This is a genomic window from Streptomyces sp. TLI_146 (assembly GCF_002846415.1).
Classification (GTDB): Bacteria; Actinomycetota; Actinomycetes; order Streptomycetales; family Streptomycetaceae; genus Streptomyces.
In genome coordinates this window covers 6625532-6644781 of the sequence record NZ_PJMX01000001.1, presented here as the reverse complement: position 1 = coordinate 6644781, position 19250 = coordinate 6625532, and the positions used below count along the sequence as shown (strand labels likewise).

Genomic DNA, 19250 nt, shown 5'->3' with positions numbered 1-19250 from the left:
TGTCGTGCTGAGGAGTCGTACGGTCGTGCGCGGGGGTGGGGGGTTGTGCCTGCGGGAGGTCAGTGGGAGGGGCCGAACCAGCGCTCCAGGGCCTCCCGCAGCCCGGTGCCGTCGGTGTCCGGCGCGCCCGCCCAGACCACGTGCCCGTCGGGCCGCACCAGGACGGCGCCCACGCCGTCGAGGGCGCCGTCCTTCTCCGGCGCGGCCGGCAGCACGGTGACCCGGTCAGCCCAGCCGGAGGTGTCCGGCAGCGCCGCACCGCCGCCGGACAGATCGAGGAGCACACCGCGTGCGGTGCGCAGCAACTGGGCCGTGTTCACCGGGCCTTCGCCGGTGGTCAGGCCCGCGTCCGGCAGCCGGGCGCCGAGCAGCGGGTGCTCGGGGCCGCCGACGTCGTAGCGGATGTCGAGACCGCTGATCATCCCGGCGAGGTGCGCCCGGACGTCGTCGTGGGTGAGGAGCTCGGTGAGCACCGAGCGCAGCGGCTCGACCTCAAGATCGCCGAGCAGCAGCATGGCCTGCGCCCTGATGTTGGACAGGACCCGCCGGCCGACCTCGTGGCGTTCGGTGTGGTAGGTGTCGAGCAGGCCCTCGGGGGCCGAACCGCCGAGGTGCAGGGCCAGCTTCCAGCCCAGGTTGAAGGCGTCCTGGAGGCCGAGGTTGAGGGCCTGGCCGCCGATCGGCATCTGGCGGTGGGCGGCGTCCCCGGCGAACAGGATCCGGCCGCTGCGGTACTGGGTGAGCTGGCGGTTGGCGTCGCCGAAGGAGTTGGCCCAGAGCGGGGTGCCGCCGCTGATGTCCTCGCCGGTGACGCGCTTCCAGACCGCCGCGATCTCGCCGAACTCCGGGTCGCCGGTGCGCGGTTCGGCCTTGGAGCCGAACTCGTGCACCATCACCCGGGTGACCCCGTCGCGGGTCGCCGCGATGGCGAGCCCGGCGGGCAGCCGCTCGAAGCGGCGGTTGGGGATGGTGACCCCGGCCACGTCCGCGCGCAGCAGCTCGCGGCCGGCGTCGTTGCCGGGGAACTCGGCCCCGGTGAGGCGGCGCACGGTGGAGTCCTCGCCGTCGCACCCGACGAGGAAGCCACCGCGCACCACGACCGTGCCCTGGGGCCCGGCCGCCGTCGCCTCGACGAAGTCGCCCCGGTCGGACACCTCGCGCAGCTCGTGCCCGCGCCGGATGTCCACGCCCAGCGAGAGCGCCCACTCCTGGAGCAGGGCCTCGGTCCGGGTCTGGGGCATCTTCCACTGCCCGGGGTAGGGGCTGGGCAGTGTGAGGTCCATCGGGATGCCGCCGAAGTGGCCGCGCGGCTCGTTCGGCGGCGTCCCGAAGACGTCGAGCAGCCCACGGCTGTCGAGGAGCTCCATGGTGCGGGCGTGCAGCGTGGAGGCCCTCGACTCCGTGGTGGGCGTGGCCCGTTGTTCCAGTACGACCACGTCGGCTCCGCCAAGACGCAGCTCACCGGCGAGCAGAAGCCCGACGGGGCCGGCGCCGACGACGATGACCTGGGTGTCGAGGCGGTCCGTGGTGGTCATGCGGGATCAGCCCTTCGACTCGGCGTACGTCTTGGCGTGGTTGAGCGTGGCCGTGCTGTTGGTGGACAGCGCGGTGTGCACGTACTCACGGGCGTCCGCGACGGTGGCCTCGGGGCCGAGGATCTTCGCGATGTTGTCCGTGTTGAGCGTGACGGTGTGCTGCGAGGAGGCGGCCGTGCCCTCCGGCGTCTCCTCGAACGTCCAGATCCCGGTGTGCAGGCTCATCAGCGCGGGCAGCGTGATCTGCTTGTACGCGATCTTGTGGTTGGGGAAGGTCACCCGGTACGACTTGGTGGTGTGCACCGAGCCGTCCTTGGCGCGGGTGTCCATCTCCAGGGTCTGGAGCCCGGGGGTGTCCTCGGTCAGCCGGACCACGGCCACGTGCGGCAGCCGCTCGGACCACAGGTTCGCCTCGTTGATGAAGTCGAACAGGTCCTTCGGCGAGCCCTGGACGATGACGGTGTCGGTGAACGAGAACGTCACCTCCTCGGTCGCGTGGGCCAGTTCGACGTTCTGCTTGAGCGCGGCCAGCTCCGAGCGGCTGTTCTTGTCGACCGCCTCGTCGATCCAGGCCAGGCCCTTGGGGTCGTCGTCGATCGCCCGGTAGTCGTGCAGCAGCCGCACGCGCGAGGAGTTCTCGCCCAGGGTCTCGATGATCCAGGTGCCGCCCATCGCCGCGACCGGAGGCGTGGTGACCTCCTGGCGGAAGGTGATGCGCAGGCCCTCGGGGTCCAGCTCGCGGTGCGAGGTCCAGTTCTTGGCCTCGCCGTTGGCGGTGGCCCAGATCCGGATGCGCTCGTGGTTGTCGTGCTCACCGACCTGGTCCACGTAGATCGTGGGCGGGAAGATCCGCGGCCAGTTGGTCACCTCCGCCAGCAGCCGGTACACCGCGGCGGCGGGGGCGTCGATGGTGATCTCGTGCTCGACCTCACGGGTCGTCATATCCGCTCCTCCTTCGGGTACTTGGGCGTGCTAGAAGTTGCCGAGGCCGCCGCAGACGTTGAGCGCCTGCGCGGTGATCGAGGCGGCGGTGTCGGAGGCCAGGTAGCCGACCAGACCCGCGACCTCGTCCGGGGTGGAGTAGCGGCCGAGCGGGATCTTGGCCTGGAACTTCTCCAGGATCGCGTCCTCGGAGGTGGAGTACGCGGCCGCGTAGCCCTGCCGCACGCGCTGCGCCATCGGCGTCTCGACGTAACCGGGGCAGACGGCGTTGACCGTGATGCCGGTGGGCGCGAGCTCGTTGCCGAGCGCCTTGGTGAAGCCGACCACGCCGTGCTTGGAGGCCGAGTACGGGGCGCCGAGCACGACGCCCTGCTTGCCCGCGGTGGAGGCGATGTTGATGATCCGGCCGCGGTCCTTGTGGCGCATGCCGCCGGTGTTGAGGACCTCGCGGGTGACCCGGAAGACACTGTTCAGGTTGGTGTCGATGACGGCGTCCCACAGCTCGTCCTCGATGTCGGCGGTGACGCCGCCACCGGACCGGCCGGCGTTGTTGACCAGCACGTCGACGGTGCCGAAGCGGTCGACGGCGGCCTGGACGAAGGCCTTGACGCTGTCGGCGTCGGTGACGTCCAGGGCCGAGCCGTCGGCCTCCAGCCCTTCGCCCTGGAGCTGCTTGACGGTCTCGGTGACGTTCTCGGCGTTGCGCGCGCCGATGAAGACCTTGTGGCCCTGGGAGGCGAGCAGCCGGGCCACGGAGAGCCCGATGCCGCTCGTGGCACCCGTCACCAGTGCGACCCGTGCGGTGTTCTCGGTCATGTCGTTGTTCCTTTGTCTGTGGCTCAGGCGGCGGACGCGGAGGACAGCTGGGCGTTGACGACGTCGATCAGGGCGCGCGGCGTGGTGGCGTCGGTCAGCGCGTCGTCGTCCAGCGAGATGCCGTACTCACGCTCGATCCGGCCGCCCGTCTCCAGCAGCGCGAGCGACTCGTATCCCAGGACCTCGAACTCGGTGTCCAGAATGTCGCCGTCCAGGTCGACGCCCTCGTCGGCGCCCGCGGCCTCAAGGAGGATGCGCTTGAGGTCGTCGAGGGTGAACGTGGTGGCCATGGGATTTCCCTTTCTTAGAAATACGGCATTCCGGGTGTCTGTGGCTGGACCACGCCCCCCTGGGGGCGCGGGGAACTGCGCGACCAGCCACAGACGGCCCGCAGTCAAAGACCACGCCCTCGCGGAGCGTTACGCGGAACGGACGACCACGGCGGAGTTGAACCCGCCATAGCCACGAGCCAGCACCAGCGCTGTGCGCACCTCGGCGGTGCGCGGCTCGCCCAGGACCAGGTCGAGGTCGTACTCGGCGGCCGGGTCGATGTGCACGGTGGGCGGGATGACCCCGTCCTTGATGGCGAGGAAGGCGGCGGCCAGGTCCAGCGGGGCCGCGCCCGAGTAGAGCCGTCCGGTCATCGTCTTGGGCGCGGTGACCGCGACCCCCCGGGTGCCGAAGACCGCGTTGAGCGCCTCGGCCTCCTGGCGGTCGAGCTCGGCGTCGGCGGCCGCGTCGGCGAAGACCACGTCCACGTCACCCGGTGCGACCCCCGCGTCGGCCAGGGCGAGTTCGATGGCCTTGCGCAGCCCGGGCGGACGGCCGGAGCCGGCCTTCGGGTCGATGGTCGAGCCGTAGCCGGCGACCTCGCCGTAGATCCGGGCGCCCCGGGCGCGGGCCGCCTCGGCGTCCTCCATGATCAGGATGGCGCCGCCCTCGCCGGGCACGTACCCCGCGGCCTCGCGGTCGAAGGGCAGGTAGGCGCGGGTCGGCTCCTCGCTGGTGGAGAGCCGGTCGCTGGCCAGCTGGGCCACCCAGCCCCACGGGCAGACCGAGGCGTCGATGGCGCCCGAGACGATCAGCGAGGTGCCCTTGCGGATCTGCCGCCGGGCCTGCGCCACCGCGTCGAGACCGCCGGCCTGGTCGCTGACGACCACGCCGCTGGGGCCCTTCATCCCGTTGCGGATGGAGATCTGGCCGCTGTTGACCGCGTAGAACCAGGCGAAGGACTGGTACGCCGAGACGTACTGGCTGCCCTTGGACCACAGGGCCTGGAGCTCGCCCTGGCCGAACTCGAAGCCGCCGGCCGCGCTCGCGGTCACCACGCCCATGTCGAACTCGGGGAGTTCGGCGGGGGTGATGCCCGCGTCGGCGAGCGCCCAGTCGGTCGCGACCAGCGCGAGCCGGGTCACCCGGTCGGTCTGCGGGAGCAGCCGGCTCGGCAGCAGGTCCTCCGCGACGAAGCCCGGGACCTCGCCGGCCAGCTTGGCCGGGTAGGACGACGGGTCGAAGCGGGTGATGCGGCCGATGCCGCTCTTGCCACCGACGGTCGCCGCCCAGTAGTCCTGGATGCCGAGCCCGTTGGGGGATGCCACCCCCAGGCCGGTGACCACCACGGACGACGTCATGCGAGCTTCCTCTCGGGACGGGCGAGCACCACGGCGCTCTGGAAGCCGCCGAAGCCGCTGCCGACCGAGAGGACCGCGTCGGTCTTCCGGTCGCGGGCGGTCAGCGGGACGTAGTCCAGGTCGCACTCGGGGTCGGGCGTGTGCAGGTTCGCCGTGGGCGGCACGACGTTGTACTCCATGGCGAGCGCCGAGGCGGCGATCTCGATCGAGCCGATCGCGCCGAGCGAGTGCCCGACCATCGACTTGATGGAGCTCATCGGCGTCCGGTAGGCGTGGTCGCCGAGGATCCGCTTGACGGCCGCCGTCTCGTGGCGGTCGTTCTGCTTGGTGCCGGAGCCGTGGGCGTTGATGTAGTCGATCTCGTCGCCGTTCATCCGCGCCTCGTCGAGCGCCACACGGATCGCCTCGGCCATCTCCGCGCCGTCGGGGCGCAGTCCGGTCATGTGGTACGCGTTGGAGCGCGTGGCGTAGCCGGCGATCTCCGCGTAGATGTGGGCGCCGCGCTTCTGGGCGCTCTCCAGCTCTTCGAGGACGAAGAAGGCGGTGCCCTCGCCGAGCACGAAGCCGTTGCGCGAGTTGTCGAACGGCCGCGAGGCCGTCTCGGGCTCGTCGTAGCGGTTCGTGGTGGCCTTGATCGCGTCGAAGCACGCCATGGTGATCGGCGAGATCGGCGCGTCCGAGGAACCGGCGATCATGACGTCGGCGGAGCCCTCGCGGATCAGCTCGACGGCGTAGCCGACCGAGTCGATGCCGGAGGTGCAGCCCGTGGAGACCACGGTGCTGGGGCCCTCGGCCCCGACGGCCCAGGCGACCTCGGCCGCGAAGGAGCTCGGCACCAGGTGGTTGTAGAGGTGCGGGACGGCGTACTCGTGGTCCACGAGGTCGAGCCGGCCGCCGTCGCTGACGACCCGGTACTCCTCGTCGAGTCCCATGGTCGCGCCGACCGCGCTGCCGACGGTGACACCGATCCGGTACGGGTCAAGGCCCGCCAGCTCCAGACCGCTGTCGGCGACCGCGCCGCGCGAGGCGACGACCGCGAACTGCCCGGCGCGGTCCATGCGCCGGACCTCCTGCGGGCTCAGACCGTGCTCGTACGGATCGAAGTCGATCTCCGCGGCCACCCGGGAGCGGAACGGTGTGGGGTCGAAGAAGGTGATACCGCGCGTCGCCGTGCGGCCCTCGCTGAGGAGACTCCAGAAGTTCTTGGTGCCGATTCCACCCGGGGCGAGCACCTCCATCCCCGTGATGACGACCCTGCGAGGCGTTGTCACGCGCCCGCCTCCCAGTTGTAGAAGCGGGCGGCCATGGCGTCGGCGGGCGAGCGCCAGGTGGCCGGGTCGTACGCCTGGATGAACGGCTTGAGGTCGTTGCTGATCCCGATGAACCGCGGGTCGTTCTTCGCGGCCTCGATCAGCTCACCGCCGTTGTCCGCGTCGAAGTCCTGCAGGTGGAAGTAGAGGCCCCGGTAGGAGAACAGCTGGCGGCGCAGCGTTCCCATCCGGTGCGGCATCTCCGTCGCGTCGAACTCGGCGAACAGCTTGGCGACGTCGGTGCTCGAACCGGGTTCCATGCGGGCGACGATGAGCGTGCTGTGCATACGTATTCGCTCCTCAGCGGTTGCGGTTGATCCGGCACTGGCCTTCTTCCTCGCGCGTACGACGTCGGACGCGACCGGATTCGAGGGCCATGAACGGGAGTTGAGCGAGAGGATCAGCGGTGGCGAACCACGCCCCGGATCATGTATTCAAGGGTCTTCTGATCCCGCTCGCCGTTCAAGGCGCCCCGGTTCAGGTCTACGTCCGGTTCGGTCAGGTTCCGCAAATACACCGCAGCCATGTCAGAGAACCGGCAGCGATGAGCAGGTGAGCGCACGGGAATTGTCACGTCGGCGTCAGGTGTCGTCAGGTCGCGAACCGGAGCGTCTTCCCTGCGCGTCCCGGCCCGGAATGCGCGAACGCCCGGCTCCAGGAGAGGAGCCGGGCGTTCTGTGGTGCGGTGGTGCCAGGTGTTACTCGCCGGCCGCGCGGGTGTGGACGACGCGGTAGGTGTTGGAGTCCACCGACGTCAGGAGCGAGCCGGTGCGCTTCTCGGCCTCCAGGCGGGCGGCGGGCTTCTCGGCCTGCGGCACGGCCTGGTAGGCGTCGAACGCCTCCTTGCTCTCCCACTGCGAGTAGGAGACCACGAAGGAGCCCTCCAGGCCGCGGGCGGCGATGCCCTTGAGGATCGTGTGCGAGACGTAACCGGGAACGTCGCTCAGGAACTTCATCGACGGGCCGAGCGCGTCGACCAGGTCGTCCTGGTTCTTCTCCTCGACGCCGAAGACCGCGATCACGGTGTAGTCGGTGCGGGCCGGGGAGATCTCGACGCCGTCGCCCGACTTCGACTGCGAGTAGCCGATCTCGTTCTGCAGCAGGCGGATCGAGGTGGTCAGCTCGCCGAAGAGCGGCAGCGTGCGATGCTTGAACTCCTCGCCGTCGTACCGGTCCTCCAGGTCCGCGCGGCTGCGCCACTGGATGAAGTTGGCCGTGCCCGGCTTGTCCACACCGGCGTGCACGGTGGAGGACATCCAGCCCGGGTAGGCGGCCGAGTCGACGATCTCGCGCATCGCGCCGAGCAGGCCCTCCTGCTTCTCCGGGGCGTCCGTGGAGAAGAGGTTGAGGACGGTCAGGTTCTTGTCATCGGAAGAAATCTTGGGCATGTTCTTCGCTTCCTTCGGGTGTACGAGTGGCAGTGGAAAGGGATGCGGGCCCAGCTCAGTTGGGTCGGCCGAACCACCGGTTGAGGGATTCGACGAGCCCCTCCGTGCGCGAGGCGGAGGGCGAGACCCAGGCGACATAGCCGTCGGGGCGCACCAGGAAGGCGTCCAGACCGTCGTCGCAGTCGTGCTGCTTGGCGGTGACCGTGGTGACACGGTCGGCCCAGCCTGCGGCGAGCTCGCGCAGGTGGGAGTCGTCGGTGAGGTCGAACAGAACGGCCTTGCCGGCCGCCAGCAGCTCGAAGTTGGTGGTCTTCTTGCCGTCGACCACCAGTTCCTCGTCCTTCAGACGGCGGCCGAGGAGCGGATGGTCGCCCTCGCCCACGTCGTGCCGGATGTCCAGGCCGGTGACCATCCCGATCAGCGTCTTCTGGACGTCCTCGAACTCAGCGAGCTCGGTGAAGACGTCGAGCAGCGGGGTGATCTCGTCGCCGCCCAGGTAGAGGATCCGCTGGGCGAGCGTGTTGGTGAGGACCCGGGCACCGACCGGGTGGCGCTCGGAGTGGTACGTGTCGAGCAGGCCCTCGGGCGCCTGGCCCTTGATCTCCAGGGCGAGCTTCCAGCCGAGGTTCACCGCGTCCTGCACGCCGGCGCTCATTCCCTGCGCGCCGATGGGCAGATGGATGTGCGCGGCGTCGCCGGCCAGGAAGACCCGGCCCTTGCGGTACTCGGCGGCCTGGCGGCTCACATCGGTGGTGGTGGAGACCCAGTGCACCGTGGCACCGCTGATGTCCTCGCCGGACAGGCGCTTGAACGCCTCGGCCACCTCGTCGAAGGTGATCGGGTCCGGGCTCTTGCGGAGCGGCTCGCTCCGGTCGAAGTAGACGATCCGGCAGCGCTCCGGGCCGAGCGGCAGCACCATGACCATGCCGCCGGGCACCCGCTCGCCGCTGAAGCGCGGGCGCAGCGGCACCCCGCTGATGTCGGCGAACCGGAGCTCGATGGCCGGGTCGGTGCCCGGGAAGTCGATGCCCGCGAGCTTGCGCACCGCGCTGCGGGCGCCGTCCGCGCCCACCAGGTAGCGGCCGCGCAGCGTGGCCGGGCCCTCGGGCGTGGAGACCTCCACGGTGACCCCGTCGGCGCCGTCCTCCAGGCCGGTGACCTCGACCCCGCGGCGGACCTCGGCGCCCAGCTGCCCGGCCCAGCCGGCCAGCACGCCCTCGGTGCGCGACTGGGGGATGCCCCGGGCGCCGTACGAACCGCCCTCGACCAACCGGTAATCGATGGACACTCCGCCGAAATGGCCGACCGGAATGACGTCCACTTCACCGAATCGGGACAGCAGTCCGCGCTGGCCGAATTCCTCGATGGTACGCGCCGAGAATCCCAGAGCACGCGACTGCTGAATCGGCTCGGCAAGGCGGTCGACGACAATCACGGACACGCCGTTCAGGCGCAGTTCGCCCGCGAGCATGAGTCCAGTGGGGCCGGCTCCCGCGATAATTACGTCCGCGTCAAAGTTAGACATCTACCCTCTTCCGACTGGCGTTTCTCCAGTATCCCGAGGGGGCAAGCGAGCGTAAATAGCTGCTAGTACAGGCCTTTGACAAGTACGTCAACTCTGCTACAAGGACTCTTGGTCAGAGGCCTGGTCCCCGGTCATCCTCAACCATGACCTCAAGCCAATCCACCGCCGATGTCGCGGGACTCCTGGACCGCTACCTGATCAATCTGGACGACGACAAGCTCGATGACGCCTGGGCCCGGGGGCTGTTCACCGAGGACGCCGTGGTCGAGTTCCCGATGAGCCGGCACGAGGGGATCACGGGCCTCGCCGAGTACCACAGCACGGCGCTGGCGGCCTTCGCCCGCACCCAGCACATCAACTCGCCCGCCGTGGTCGAAATCGACGGCGACCAGGCCTCTTTGCGCGCCAACATCGTCTCCACGCACGTGCACCACCCGTCCGACCATCCGGAGGACGCCGACCGCGACCCGATATTCGCGAACGGAAGCCTGGTGAGCGCGAAGGCCCGCCGCACCCCGGACGGCTGGCGCCTGAGTCTGCTGTCGCTGCGCATGATCTGGGTGACCGGCACCCCGCCCCGCAAGGGCTGAGCACGTCCGGCCGACAAGAGAGCGGCGGTACGGGGAGGAACCCCCCGTACCGCCGCTCTCCGCATGCCACTTGCCGAAGAGCCCTCGTCTCCTTCTATACGTTCAGGCTCATCACGCGGTCGACCCGGATCTCGACCACCACACGGCCGGGCGGGTTGGGCGGGCCGGAGCGGTAGCGCCGGGCGTAGCGGCTGGCGCCCTCGGTGACCCGGGCGGGCTCGTCGACGACCTGCGCCGTGCCCTCCAGGGTGACCCAACTGAACCCGGCCACCTGGCAGATGGCGACGCGACCGCCCGCCGTGGCGATCAGGTTGCGGGCCTTGCGGGACGAGGAGACCGTCATCACCCGCGCGAGCCCCGCCTCCGCGTCCCAGGTGAACCGCACCGGCGCCACGTGCGGGGACCCGTCGGGCCGGATGGTGGTCAGCGTGCCGATGTGCGGCTCCGCCAGGAATGCCTCCACCGACGCCGACACCTCCGGCGCACTCGTACGCCCCAGGGGCAACGACATCGTGTTCGTCCTTCCGTCTCACTGCAGCTACCAGGCCATTGTCAACACCCGGGGCCGACCTTTGAAACCTGCTGGGCAACTGCGAACCGCATACCCCAACTGGCGTGAAGTCGGGGCTGGTTCAGTAGGTGACGTCAGGGCATAGTAGAGTCAAACGGAGGGAGGTTCCGTATGCCAACGTCAACGCCGGTCACCGAGAGCGGTGGCCGCCGGCTCCGGGCCGACGCGGAGCGCAACCGGGCCCGGGTCCTGAACGCGGCGCGCGAGCTGTTCGCGGAACGCGGCGCCAACGTCTCCATGGACGAGGTGGCACGGCACGCCGAGGTCGGCGTGGGCACGCTCTACCGCCACTTCCCCACCAAGGAAGCCATGGTCGTGGCGGCCTCCCAGCAGCGCTTCGGCGAGATCCTCACGTACTACCGCACGGTGTGCCGCGAGTCGGCCGAGCCGCTCGAAGCGCTCCAGATGCTGCTCACCCGGGTCGGCGAGGTGGAGGCGCGCGACCGGGGCTTCGCCAGCGTCGTCGGCGGCACGCTCGGCTCCGAGGGCCCGCCCAGCACCATGCGGGCCGACCTGGAGGCGGAGCTGGTGGACCTGGTCGGCAAGGGCCAGGCGTCCGGCGCCATCCGGCGCGATATCGCGGGCGCCGACATCCTCGCCCTGACCTGCGGCCTCACCTCGATCGTGCACCGCCGCAGCGGCGACTGGCGGCGCTACATCGACATCGTCCTGGACGGCCTGCGCTCGGACCACATCACGCCGTAGCGACCGCCCGGGGGGCGCGCGGCGGGCCGGATGTCAGACCCGTCCTGTTGTATGGGGGCATGAACCACACGAGCACCACGGATCCGCGCACCGAGGCCGACGCCGTCCTGGCCCGCCTCGTCGGCGACCCCACCGGAGAGGCCCGGCTGCGCGAGGACCAGTGGCGCGCCATCGAGGCGCTCATCGCGGGGCGGCGGGCGCTGGTCGTCCAGCGCACCGGCTGGGGCAAGTCCGCGGTGTACTTCGTGGCGACCTCGCTGCTGCGCGAGCGCGGCAGCGGCCCCACGGTGATCGTCTCGCCGCTGCTCGCGCTGATGCGCAACCAGGTGGAGGCCGCCGCCCGCGCGGGCATCCGCGCCCGCACGATCAACTCCTCGAACACCGAGGAGTGGGAGACCGTCCAGGCCGAGGTGGCCGCGGGCGAGGTCGACGTACTCCTGGTCAGCCCGGAGCGGCTCAACAACCCGGACTTCCGCGACGAGGTGCTGCCCAAGCTCTCGGCGGCCACCGGCCTGCTCGTGGTGGACGAGGCGCACTGCATCTCCGACTGGGGCCACGACTTCCGCCCCGACTACCGCCGGCTGCGCACCATGCTCGCCGAGCTCCCCCCGGGCGTCCCGGTCCTCGCGACGACGGCGACGGCCAACGCGCGCGTGACGGCCGACGTGGCGGAGCAGCTGGGCACCGGCGCGGACACCGACGCGCTGGTGCTGCGCGGCCCCCTCGACCGCGAGAGCCTGAGTCTGAACGTGCTGTCGCTGCCGGACGCGGCCCACCGCCTGGCCTGGCTCGCCGACCACCTGGACGAGCTGCCGGGCTCCGGGATCATCTACACGCTGACCGTGGCGGCCGCCGAGGAGATCACCGCGTATCTGCGCCAGTGCGGGCACCCGGTCGCCTCCTACACGGGCCGCACGGAGAACGCGGACCGCCAGCAGGCCGAGGACGACCTGCTGGCCAACCGGGTCAAGGCGCTGGTCGCCACCTCCGCCCTGGGCATGGGCTTCGACAAGCCGGACCTCGGCTTCGTGGTCCACCTGGGCTCGCCCTCCTCCCCCATCGCCTACTACCAACAGGTGGGCCGCGCGGGCCGCGGGGTGGAGCACGCGGAGGTGCTGCTGCTGCCCGGCCAGGAGGACGAGGCGATCTGGCGCTACTTCGCCTCGGTCGCCTTCCCGCCCGAGGAGCAGGTCCGCCGCACCCTGGACGTGCTGGCCCAGGCGGGCCGCCCGCTCTCCCTGCCCGCCCTGGAGCCGCTGGTCGAGCTGCGGCGCACCCGCCTGGAGACCATGCTCAAGGTCCTCGACGTGGACGGCGCGGTCCACCGCGTCAAGGGCGGCTGGACGTCCACCGGACAGCCGTGGGTCTACGACGCGGAGCGGTACGCGTGGGTGGCCCGCCAGCGCTCCGCCGAGCAGCAGGCGATGCGCGACTACGCGGCGACGGACGGCTGCCGGATGGAGTTCCTGCGCCGCCAGCTCGACGACGAGCAGGCGGCCCCCTGCGGCCGCTGCGACAACTGCGCGGGCGCCCGCTTCACCGCCGACGTCTCCGGGAAGGCGCTCGACGCGGCCAAGGGAGAGCTGGGCAGGCCGGGCGTGGAGGTCGAGCCCCGCAAGATGTGGCCGACCGGGCTCGCGGCGGTCGGCGTGGACCTCAAGGGCCGTATCCCCGCGGGCGAACAGGCCTTCCCCGGCCGGGCCCTGGGCCGTCTCTCGGACATCGGCTGGGGCAACCGGCTGCGCCCGATGCTCGCCCCCCAGAGCCCCGACGGACCGGTCCCGGACGATGTGGTCGACGCCGTGGTGACCGTCCTGGCCGACTGGGCCAAGGGCCCCGGCGGCTGGGCGGGCGGCGGCCCCGACGCCCCGCCGCGGCCGGCCGGAGTGGTCACCGTCGCCTCGCTCACCAGGCCCCGGCTCGTGGAGTCGCTGGGCGCCCGGATCGCCGAGATCGGCCGCATGCCGCTCCTGGGGCGGGTGGAGTACGGGGAGGAGGCCGCCGGGGTCCGCGTTCCGGCCTCCAACAGCGCCCAGCGGGTGCGCGCCCTGCACCACGCCTTCACGGTGCCGGACGAGCTGGCGCGGGCGGTGCGGGAGGCGGGCGGTCCGGTGCTGCTCGTCGACGACCGCTCGGACACGGGGTGGACGCTGGCGGTGGCGGCCCGGCTGCTGCGCAGGGCGGGTGCGCAGGGGGTGTTTCCGCTGGTCCTCGCCGTGCAGGGGTGAGCCGGGAGTCCGGGGCGTGACCGGGGGTGCGACTGGGCAGGGATATGAGCGTCATACCCTCCGATTCCAGTCAGCGGCTCCATTTGCTCGTTGCCGCGTGCCCGTGAGCCAGCGAGAATTGGAGCCGCGCCTCAGCGGTGGACCCGGTGTCCCGGGCCGTGCCGTGCTGCGCCCTCACCCGACCCTGCCCGCACTGTGGGCGCGTATCCGGAAGGGAGGACCGTGACCTTCGGATTCGCACCGTCCGCAGCCTCGGCAGGCGCGTCGTCCCTCATGTCGGCGGCCTCGGCGAACCGCCTCGCCAGGATGCTGGAGCCCGCGGAGTGGGCCTCGGCGGGGATCCCGCTGCTGCGCAACCCCCGCGAGGTGGTCAGCGGGCTGCACGTCCGGCACCGCCCGACCCCGTCGACGGCCGTGGTCGCCGTCCTGGACCACGAGGAACGGCTGACTGCCAGCGCCTCGTTCGTCCGCCGCCCGGTCGCCGCCGACGGCTGGGAGTTCCGCAACGCGCTCCTCGCGCACCTGCGCCGGGTGATCCCGCACGACCTGCGCCGCCGGACCCCGGTGCGCACCGCCGTCCTGCTCTACTGCCGTGACGGCGACGAGCGTTGGACCGAGGAGGACGGCGCCTGGATGTGGGGCCTGCGGGACGCCTGCACCCTGCACGGGCTGCGCTGCGGCGCGTACATCACGCTGACCCGCGCCGGCTGGCAGGTGCTGGGCGAGGGCCGCGGCGGCCGCCACCCCAGCTCCACAACCCGCCCCGGCTCCCTCGCGGACACCGACCCCGATCCCCTGCCCGTACGCAGCGGCTCAGCGGAAGCCCTACGCAGAGTGGCAGCACGCTAGCGCGCCCCGAAAGGGGGCGCGGGGAAGGGCACGCCCAGCCACGGGTTTGAGGGGCGCGGGGAACTGCGCGACCGGCCACGTACGACCCGCAGACGACAACGGATTCAGGGCCGGGCCAGCCCCCACCGCCCCGCAGACGACAACGGGCCCAGGGGCGCGAGGAACTGCGCGGCCAGCCCCCACCGCCCCGCAGACAAACCCCGGGCCGAAAAGGCGGCGCGCCCAAACTCAGACGCCGGCGCCAAGCACCGCGTTGACCCGCTGTGGATCACCGCAGACGATCAGCAGCGCCCCCGCCCGCTCCCGGGCGACCGACAGCGCGGCCACAGCAGCGTCATCCCCGCCGTTGACGGCGACGATCACCACGGGCCGACCGGCCGCACGCGCGGCGACCGCGGCGGACGCGTAGAACACGTCGTCGCGGGCATCGTGCTGCGCCCAGTACGACTCCTCGCCGAAGGACAGCTCGTGCGCCGCCCACGGATGCTGCTCACCCGTGGTGAGGACCAGGATGTCGCCCGGCGCGCGACCGGTGTCGAGCAGCAGGTCCACCGCCTCGCCCGCGGCGTCGAGCGCGCCGTCGGCCGCGGCCGGGATCAGCTGGACCTGCGGCCCGGAAGCGGCCGGACGGGGCGCCTGGGGCTGCGCGGCGGTGTGCGTGCGCTGCGCGGGGGCGTGGGCCGGGCGGGACCGGGGCCCGGAGTTCCGGGACGCGGTGCGGCCGCGGTACGCGGACCAGGAACGGGACGGGGGGTCGGCGCGGTGCGGCCGGCGGCCGGAGTGACGCGGGGACCCTGGGCGCTCTCGTGAATCTGAGGCTCCTCGGGGATGAGAGGCATGGGTAAAGGTCTATCAAACGCCGGTGAATGGGGCACCACCGGGTGGGCACAAAAGTGCGATCGGGGCGGAGTCTCCCCGTAAAGGGCGGGGAAAGTCCAGGGATTTCAGAAGTCGAAGCCGAGCTGGCCCCCGCTTTCCAGTGCGGCCGCCGCCGCCGAGACCCGGGCCTTCTTCAAGTGCCGCCAGCGCGGCAGCGCGTCGAGGTACGCCCAGGACAGCCGGTGGTACGGGGTCGGACCCCACTCCTCCAGAGCCGTCTTGTGCGTGGGCGAGGGGTAGCCCGCGTTGTCGCCGAAGCCGAACGCCTCGTACTCCCCCGCCGCTCCCCCGAGTTCGGCCATCATCGCGTCCCGGCGCACCTTGGCGATCACCGAGGCGGCCGCGACCGCGATGCAGGACTGGTCCCCCTTGATGACGGTACGGACCCGCCACGGCTCGCCGAGGTAGTCGTGCTTGCCGTCGAGGATCACCGCCTCCGGCCGTACCGGAAGCGCGTCCAGCGCGCGGACTGCGGCGAGACGGAGCGCGGCGGTCATTCCGAGCTCGTCGATCTCCTGCGGCGAGGAGTGCCCGAGTGCGTACGACGTCACCCAGGACTCCAGCTCCCCGGCCAGTTCGAGGCGGCGCTTGGGGCTGATCAGCTTGGAGTCGGTCAGACCCTCGGGCGGTCGGCGCAGCCCCGTGATGGCGGCGCACACCGTGACGGGACCGGCCCACGCCCCGCGTCCGACTTCGTCGACACCGGCGATGATCTTGCATCCGGTGGTGGCGCGGAGTGAGCGCTCGACGGTGTGGGTGGGTGGTTCGTACGGCATGGCGCCAGCAAGGTTACGCCGCCCGCGCTGCCGAGGACACCCCGGCCACCCCGTACCGCGCGAGCACACCGCGATCAGGCCGGGCGGCACGCCCCGATCAGACAGTCCCGCACCCCCTGATCAGGCATTCCCCGCCCGCAGCAACGGCACCATCACGTGATCGATCATCTCCGCGACCGCCTCGTCGGGCCATTCGCTTCCGCGTACCTTCGCGCGGAACATCATCAGCCCGGGAATGACGTCGAAGATCACCTCCGCCGTGGCGTCGGCCCGTACCTCGCCCCGCTCGATTCCGCGCCGCACGGCCTCCCGGAAGAGCCGCTGGGCGGGCTCGACCAGACGCCGCAGCACCATCCCGTGGAACCGTTCGGCGCTGGCGGCGTCGCACTCGTAAAGCACCGAGCGCAGGGCGAAACCCGACCGCGAGTACATCGCCTCCCGCAGCCGCAGACAGAGCTGGTAGAGGTCCTCGCGCAGCGAACCGTGGTCGTCGGCCCGGTCCAGATGGGGGAACCCGGCCCGCAGCGCGTCGGCCACCAGCTCCTCCTTGGAGGACCAGCGGCGGTACACCGCGGCCTTCCCGGTCTGCGCCCCGGCGGCCACGCCCTCCATGGTGAGGGCGTTCCAGCCGACCGTGCTCAACTGCTCCAGGGCCGCGTCGAGGATCGCCCGTTCCAGGACGGGGCCCCGGCGGCGCGGCGAGACCTGCGGGGCCTCGTCGGCAGCAGTCCAGCGCGAAGTAGCCATCGTCTTCTCTCCGTTGGGGACGGTCTGCCCCCATGGTGGTGGCCCGTCGGCCGTTTGACCAGGAACGGCGTCCCCGAACACCCCGTACGGGAACCACCATCCCGGCGCCAACCAGCCCCAACTCCCCTTAGTGAACGCTTGTGTTCACTCTTTCCGGCTCGCTAGGGTCTTCGATAGTGAACGGTGGCGTTTCCTAGTACGTCTCAAGGGACCCTTTATGACGTCAGATCAGATAGACGCGAAGCCCGGCACCCCCGCACCCGAACCGCATCCACCGCGCCCCGACCGTCCCGGCATCGCCCTCACGGTCATCGCGATGTGCCAGCTGATGGTGGTCCTGGACGCGACGATCGTGAACATCGCGCTCCCCCACATCCAGACCTCCCTCGGCTTCTCCACCAGCGACCTGACCTGGGTCATCAACGCCTACGCGCTGACCTTCGGCGGGCTGCTGCTGCTCGGCGGCCGGGCCGGCGACCTCCTCGGCCGGCGCCGGATGTTCATCACCGGCATCCTGGTCTTCACCCTCGCCTCGCTCCTCGGCGGCTTCGCCCAGGAACCCTGGCAACTGCTCGCCGCCCGCGCCCTCCAGGGCATCGGCGGCGCCATCGCCTCCCCCACCTCGCTCGCCCTGATCGCGACCACGTTCCCCGAAGGCCCCGAGCGCAACCGGGCGTTCGGCGTCTTCTCGGCGGTCTCGGCGGGCGGCGGCGCCATCGGCCTGATCGCGGGCGGCATGCTCACCGACTGGCTCAACTGGCGCTGGGTGCTCTTCGTCAACGTGCCCATCGGCGTGGTCATCGCCGCGCTCGCACCGCGCTACATCCGGGAGTCCGAGCGCCACTCCGGCACCTTCGACCTGGCCGGCGCGTTCACCTCGACCGGCGGCATGGCGGCCCTGGTCTACGGGTTCATCCGGGCCGCGAGCGACGGCTGGCGCGACGGCCTCACCCTGGCCTCCTTCGGCGCGGCCGTGGTCCTGCTCCTCGCCTTCGTCGCGGTGGAGCGCCGCTCCGCCCAGCCCATCACCCCGCTGCGGATGTTCGCCGACCGCAACCGCTCCGGTACGTACGTGATCATGCTGAGCCTCGCCGCGGCCATGTTCGGCATGTTCTTCTTCATCGTGCTCTTCGTGCAGAACGTGCTGCACTACAGCCCGGTCAAGGCCGGAGTCGCCTTCTTCCCCTCGACCCTGGCGATCGTCCTCGCGGCGGGCCTAGCCACGAACCTGCTGCCCCGCATCGGGCCCAAGCCCATCGTGGTCGCCGGTTCGCTGATCACCGCGGGCGCCATGGCCTGGCTGACCCTGATCGACCCGGACAGCACCTACACCGGCGGGATCATCGGGCCGCTGCTGCTCTTCGGCTTCGGCATGGGCCTGAACTTCGTCACGCTCACCCTGACCGCGGTCTCCGGCGTCGCCGACAGCGAGTCCGGCGCCGCGTCCGGCCTGCTCAACACCACCCAGCAGGTCGGCGGCGCGCTCGGTCTGTCCATCCTGACCACGGTCTTCGGCACCGCGAGCCGCGACGAGGGCAGGACCCAGCTCAAGGACTTCCTCGCGCACGGCTCACCCGAGCAGAAGGCGGCCTTCGCCAAGACCCACCAGCTGCCCGCGCCCTGGAGCGACGAGGTCCTCGCCCACGGCATCGGCACGGCCTTCATCGCCGCCGTGGCCCTGGTGTCCCTCGCGTCCCTGGTCGCGATCTTCGTCATCCAGGTCCGCAAGAGCGATCTGGAGGCGCTGAGCGGCAAGGCGGGCGTGCCGGGCTGACCCGCGGCGCCCCACCGGTCGGGGCCGCCACGGCAGCGCCCCCGGCGAAGGCCCCGGGCCCCGGATCCGGCTCAGCCCGAGACCGTCGCCGGGACCCAGCCCGGCAGCTCCTCGGTCCGCGCCAGCCACTCGGCCGGGGGCGCCCCGGCCTTGCCGGCCGCGATCACCCCGCCGACGATCGCGCAGGTGGTGTCGACGTCGCCGCCCGCCTGCGCGGTCGTCCAGAACGCCTTCTCGTAGTCGCCGAGCGAGCGCGCCGCCGACCACAGCGCGAACGGCACCGTGTCGTGCGCACTGGTCCGCCGCCCGCACCCGAGCACCGCGGCCACCGTGCCCGCGTCCCCGTAGTCCAGCATGTCCCGCGCCCGCCTGAGCCCCGCGCCGACCGCGCTGCGCGGCACCAGTGCCACGACGCCGTCGAGCAGCTCCGCCGGGGTCGGCGGGCCCGCCGGAGCGGCGGCCAGCGCGGCGGCGGCCGCCACCGCCATCGAGCCCACCACGGCCTCGCGGTGCTGGTGGGTGGTGTACGAGGAGATCTCGGCCTGGTGGGTGGCCTGCTCCGGGTCGTCCGCGTACCAGGCGCCCAGCGGCGCGATCCGCATCGCGGAGCCGTTGCCCCAGGAGCCCTGCCCGTTGAAGAGCGCGGCGGCCAGCTCCCGCCAGTCCCCGCCCTCCCGGATCAGCCGCAGCATCCGGTTGACGGCCGGGCCGTACCCCCGGTCGAAGTCGTGGTGCTCGGCGAAGGAGCGGGCGAGCCGGTCCTGGTCGATCCGGCCGTGCGCGGCCAGTACGGCCAGGACCGAGCAGGCCATCTCGGTGTCGTCGGTCCACTGCCACGGGCCGTCGGGCAGTTGGCGCCGTTTGAGCAGCGGATAGTGGGCGGGGACGAAGAACTGGGAGCCCAGGGCGTCTCCCACGGACAGCCCGCGCAGGCTGCCCAGCGCGCGTTCGAAGCGTGATTCGAGTGTGGAGTCAGCGGTCATC

19 protein-coding genes are annotated in these 19250 nt (G+C 71.5%); 5 read left to right on the top strand and 14 right to left on the bottom strand.

Translation table 11 applies throughout. From position 1 onward, the window contains the following. Positions 1 to 59 precede the first annotated feature (59 nt). The 9 genes from BX283_RS29715 to BX283_RS29675 all read right to left on the bottom strand — a co-directional run bounded on the left by BX283_RS29715 (position 60) and on the right by BX283_RS29675 (position 9147). Complete coding sequence (locus tag BX283_RS29715; RefSeq protein WP_101390537.1) at positions 60 to 1535, bottom strand: FAD-dependent monooxygenase; 1476 nt, start codon at positions 1533 to 1535, stop codon at positions 60 to 62. 6 nt (positions 1536 to 1541) lie between these two features. After that, on the bottom strand, positions 1542 to 2477 hold the full coding sequence (locus BX283_RS29710; RefSeq protein ID WP_101390536.1) for an aromatase/cyclase: 936 nt from the start codon (positions 2475 to 2477) through the stop codon (positions 1542 to 1544). Between the two features lie 30 nt (positions 2478 to 2507). After that, positions 2508 to 3293, bottom strand: a complete 786-nt coding sequence (gene fabG, locus BX283_RS29705) for a 3-oxoacyl-ACP reductase FabG (protein ID WP_101390535.1) — start codon at positions 3291 to 3293, stop codon at positions 2508 to 2510. Positions 3294 to 3316: 23 nt separating this feature from the next. After that, complete coding sequence (locus BX283_RS29700; RefSeq protein WP_101390534.1) at positions 3317 to 3583, bottom strand: acyl carrier protein; 267 nt, start codon at positions 3581 to 3583, stop codon at positions 3317 to 3319. 129 nt (positions 3584 to 3712) lie between these two features. Continuing rightward, complete coding sequence (locus tag BX283_RS29695) at positions 3713 to 4924, bottom strand: ketosynthase chain-length factor (protein WP_101390533.1); 1212 nt, start codon at positions 4922 to 4924, stop codon at positions 3713 to 3715. Beyond that, positions 4921 to 6195, bottom strand: coding sequence for a beta-ketoacyl synthase (locus BX283_RS29690; protein WP_143676493.1), 1275 nt, complete (start codon positions 6193 to 6195; stop codon positions 4921 to 4923). The genes BX283_RS29695 and BX283_RS29690 overlap by 4 nt, the downstream gene beginning before the upstream one ends. After that, positions 6192 to 6521, bottom strand: a complete 330-nt coding sequence (locus tag BX283_RS29685) for a TcmI family type II polyketide cyclase (protein ID WP_067162612.1) — start codon at positions 6519 to 6521, stop codon at positions 6192 to 6194. The genes BX283_RS29690 and BX283_RS29685 overlap by 4 nt, the downstream gene beginning before the upstream one ends. A 411-nt stretch (positions 6522 to 6932) precedes the next feature. Then, entirely contained in the window at positions 6933 to 7622 is a 690-nt protein-coding gene (locus tag BX283_RS29680; RefSeq protein WP_101390531.1) for an antibiotic biosynthesis monooxygenase, read from the bottom strand. Between the two features lie 55 nt (positions 7623 to 7677). Further along, positions 7678 to 9147, bottom strand: a complete 1470-nt coding sequence (locus tag BX283_RS29675; protein WP_101390530.1) for an FAD-dependent monooxygenase — start codon at positions 9145 to 9147, stop codon at positions 7678 to 7680. Positions 9148 to 9290: 143 nt separating this feature from the next. Here BX283_RS29675 and BX283_RS29670 point away from each other — a divergent pair, with 143 nt between their 5' ends. Further along, positions 9291 to 9737 carry a nuclear transport factor 2 family protein gene (locus tag BX283_RS29670; RefSeq protein WP_101390529.1) on the top strand — a complete coding sequence of 149 codons (447 nt, stop codon included), beginning with the start codon at positions 9291 to 9293 and terminating at the stop codon, positions 9735 to 9737. Between the two features lie 94 nt (positions 9738 to 9831). On the opposite strand, the gene BX283_RS29665 is transcribed toward BX283_RS29670, so the two are convergent. Continuing rightward, on the bottom strand, positions 9832 to 10248 hold the full coding sequence (locus BX283_RS29665) for a pyridoxamine 5'-phosphate oxidase family protein (RefSeq protein ID WP_101390528.1): 417 nt from the start codon (positions 10246 to 10248) through the stop codon (positions 9832 to 9834). A 171-nt stretch (positions 10249 to 10419) separates the two neighbouring features. On the opposite strand from BX283_RS29665, the gene BX283_RS29660 reads away from it, so the two are divergent. The 3 genes from BX283_RS29660 (at position 10420) to BX283_RS29650 (ending at position 14090) form a co-directional block, all read left to right on the top strand. Further along, entirely contained in the window at positions 10420 to 11013 is a 594-nt protein-coding gene (locus BX283_RS29660; RefSeq protein WP_101390527.1) for a TetR/AcrR family transcriptional regulator, read from the top strand. A 59-nt stretch (positions 11014 to 11072) separates the two neighbouring features. After that, positions 11073 to 13241, top strand: coding sequence for a RecQ family ATP-dependent DNA helicase (locus BX283_RS29655; RefSeq protein WP_101390526.1), 2169 nt, complete (start codon positions 11073 to 11075; stop codon positions 13239 to 13241). 222 nt (positions 13242 to 13463) lie between these two features. Further along, entirely contained in the window at positions 13464 to 14090 is a 627-nt protein-coding gene (locus BX283_RS29650; RefSeq protein ID WP_101390525.1) for a hypothetical protein, read from the top strand. Between the two features lie 228 nt (positions 14091 to 14318). Here the strand turns inward: BX283_RS29650 and BX283_RS41740 are convergent, their stop codons facing one another. The 3 genes from BX283_RS41740 to BX283_RS29635 form a co-directional block, all read right to left on the bottom strand. Continuing rightward, positions 14319 to 14642, bottom strand: coding sequence for a hypothetical protein (locus BX283_RS41740; protein ID WP_257583927.1), 324 nt, complete (start codon positions 14640 to 14642; stop codon positions 14319 to 14321). Positions 14643 to 15034: 392 nt separating this feature from the next. Continuing rightward, positions 15035 to 15745 (bottom strand): ribonuclease HII, encoded by a 711-nt coding sequence (locus BX283_RS29640; RefSeq protein WP_101390523.1) that lies wholly within the window; start codon positions 15743 to 15745, stop codon positions 15035 to 15037. Positions 15746 to 15865: 120 nt separating this feature from the next. Further along, positions 15866 to 16492: a TetR/AcrR family transcriptional regulator gene (locus tag BX283_RS29635; RefSeq protein WP_101390522.1), complete on the bottom strand. Its 627-nt coding sequence runs from the start codon at positions 16490 to 16492 to the stop codon at positions 15866 to 15868. A gap of 217 nt (positions 16493 to 16709) precedes the next feature. Here BX283_RS29635 and BX283_RS29630 point away from each other — a divergent pair, with 217 nt between their 5' ends. Next, positions 16710 to 18266 (top strand): MFS transporter, encoded by a 1557-nt coding sequence (locus BX283_RS29630; protein WP_101390521.1) that lies wholly within the window; start codon positions 16710 to 16712, stop codon positions 18264 to 18266. A gap of 71 nt (positions 18267 to 18337) precedes the next feature. Here BX283_RS29630 and BX283_RS29625 read toward each other — a convergent pair whose 3' ends face one another. Next, positions 18338 to 19249 (bottom strand): ADP-ribosylglycohydrolase family protein, encoded by a 912-nt coding sequence (locus BX283_RS29625; RefSeq protein ID WP_101390520.1) that lies wholly within the window; start codon positions 19247 to 19249, stop codon positions 18338 to 18340. Position 19250 lies beyond the last annotated feature (1 nt).

Excerpts from the sequence above, each read along its gene's own strand:
- BX283_RS29715 (WP_101390537.1), bottom strand. The coding sequence starts at position 1,535 with ATGACCACCACGGACCGCCTCGACACCCAGGTCATCGTCGTCGGCGCC.
- BX283_RS29710 (WP_101390536.1), bottom strand. The coding sequence starts at position 2,477 with ATGACGACCCGTGAGGTCGAGCACGAGATCACCATCGACGCCCCCGCC.
- fabG (WP_101390535.1), bottom strand. The coding sequence starts at position 3,293 with ATGACCGAGAACACCGCACGGGTCGCACTGGTGACGGGTGCCACGAGC.
- BX283_RS29700 (WP_101390534.1), bottom strand. The coding sequence starts at position 3,583 with ATGGCCACCACGTTCACCCTCGACGACCTCAAGCGCATCCTCCTTGAG.
- BX283_RS29695 (WP_101390533.1), bottom strand. The coding sequence starts at position 4,924 with ATGACGTCGTCCGTGGTGGTCACCGGCCTGGGGGTGGCATCCCCCAAC.
- BX283_RS29685 (WP_067162612.1), bottom strand. The coding sequence starts at position 6,521 with ATGCACAGCACGCTCATCGTCGCCCGCATGGAACCCGGTTCGAGCACC.
- BX283_RS29680 (WP_101390531.1), bottom strand. The coding sequence starts at position 7,622 with ATGCCCAAGATTTCTTCCGATGACAAGAACCTGACCGTCCTCAACCTC.
- BX283_RS29675 (WP_101390530.1), bottom strand. The coding sequence starts at position 9,147 with ATGTCTAACTTTGACGCGGACGTAATTATCGCGGGAGCCGGCCCCACT.
- BX283_RS29670 (WP_101390529.1), top strand. The coding sequence starts at position 9,291 with ATGACCTCAAGCCAATCCACCGCCGATGTCGCGGGACTCCTGGACCGC.
- BX283_RS29665 (WP_101390528.1), bottom strand. The coding sequence starts at position 10,248 with ATGTCGTTGCCCCTGGGGCGTACGAGTGCGCCGGAGGTGTCGGCGTCG.
- BX283_RS29660 (WP_101390527.1), top strand. The coding sequence starts at position 10,420 with ATGCCAACGTCAACGCCGGTCACCGAGAGCGGTGGCCGCCGGCTCCGG.
- BX283_RS29655 (WP_101390526.1), top strand. The coding sequence starts at position 11,073 with ATGAACCACACGAGCACCACGGATCCGCGCACCGAGGCCGACGCCGTC.
- BX283_RS29640 (WP_101390523.1), bottom strand. The coding sequence starts at position 15,745 with ATGCCGTACGAACCACCCACCCACACCGTCGAGCGCTCACTCCGCGCC.
- BX283_RS29635 (WP_101390522.1), bottom strand. The coding sequence starts at position 16,492 with ATGGCTACTTCGCGCTGGACTGCTGCCGACGAGGCCCCGCAGGTCTCG.
- BX283_RS29630 (WP_101390521.1), top strand. The coding sequence starts at position 16,710 with ATGACGTCAGATCAGATAGACGCGAAGCCCGGCACCCCCGCACCCGAA.
- BX283_RS29625 (WP_101390520.1), bottom strand. The coding sequence starts at position 19,249 with ATGACCGCTGACTCCACACTCGAATCACGCTTCGAACGCGCGCTGGGC.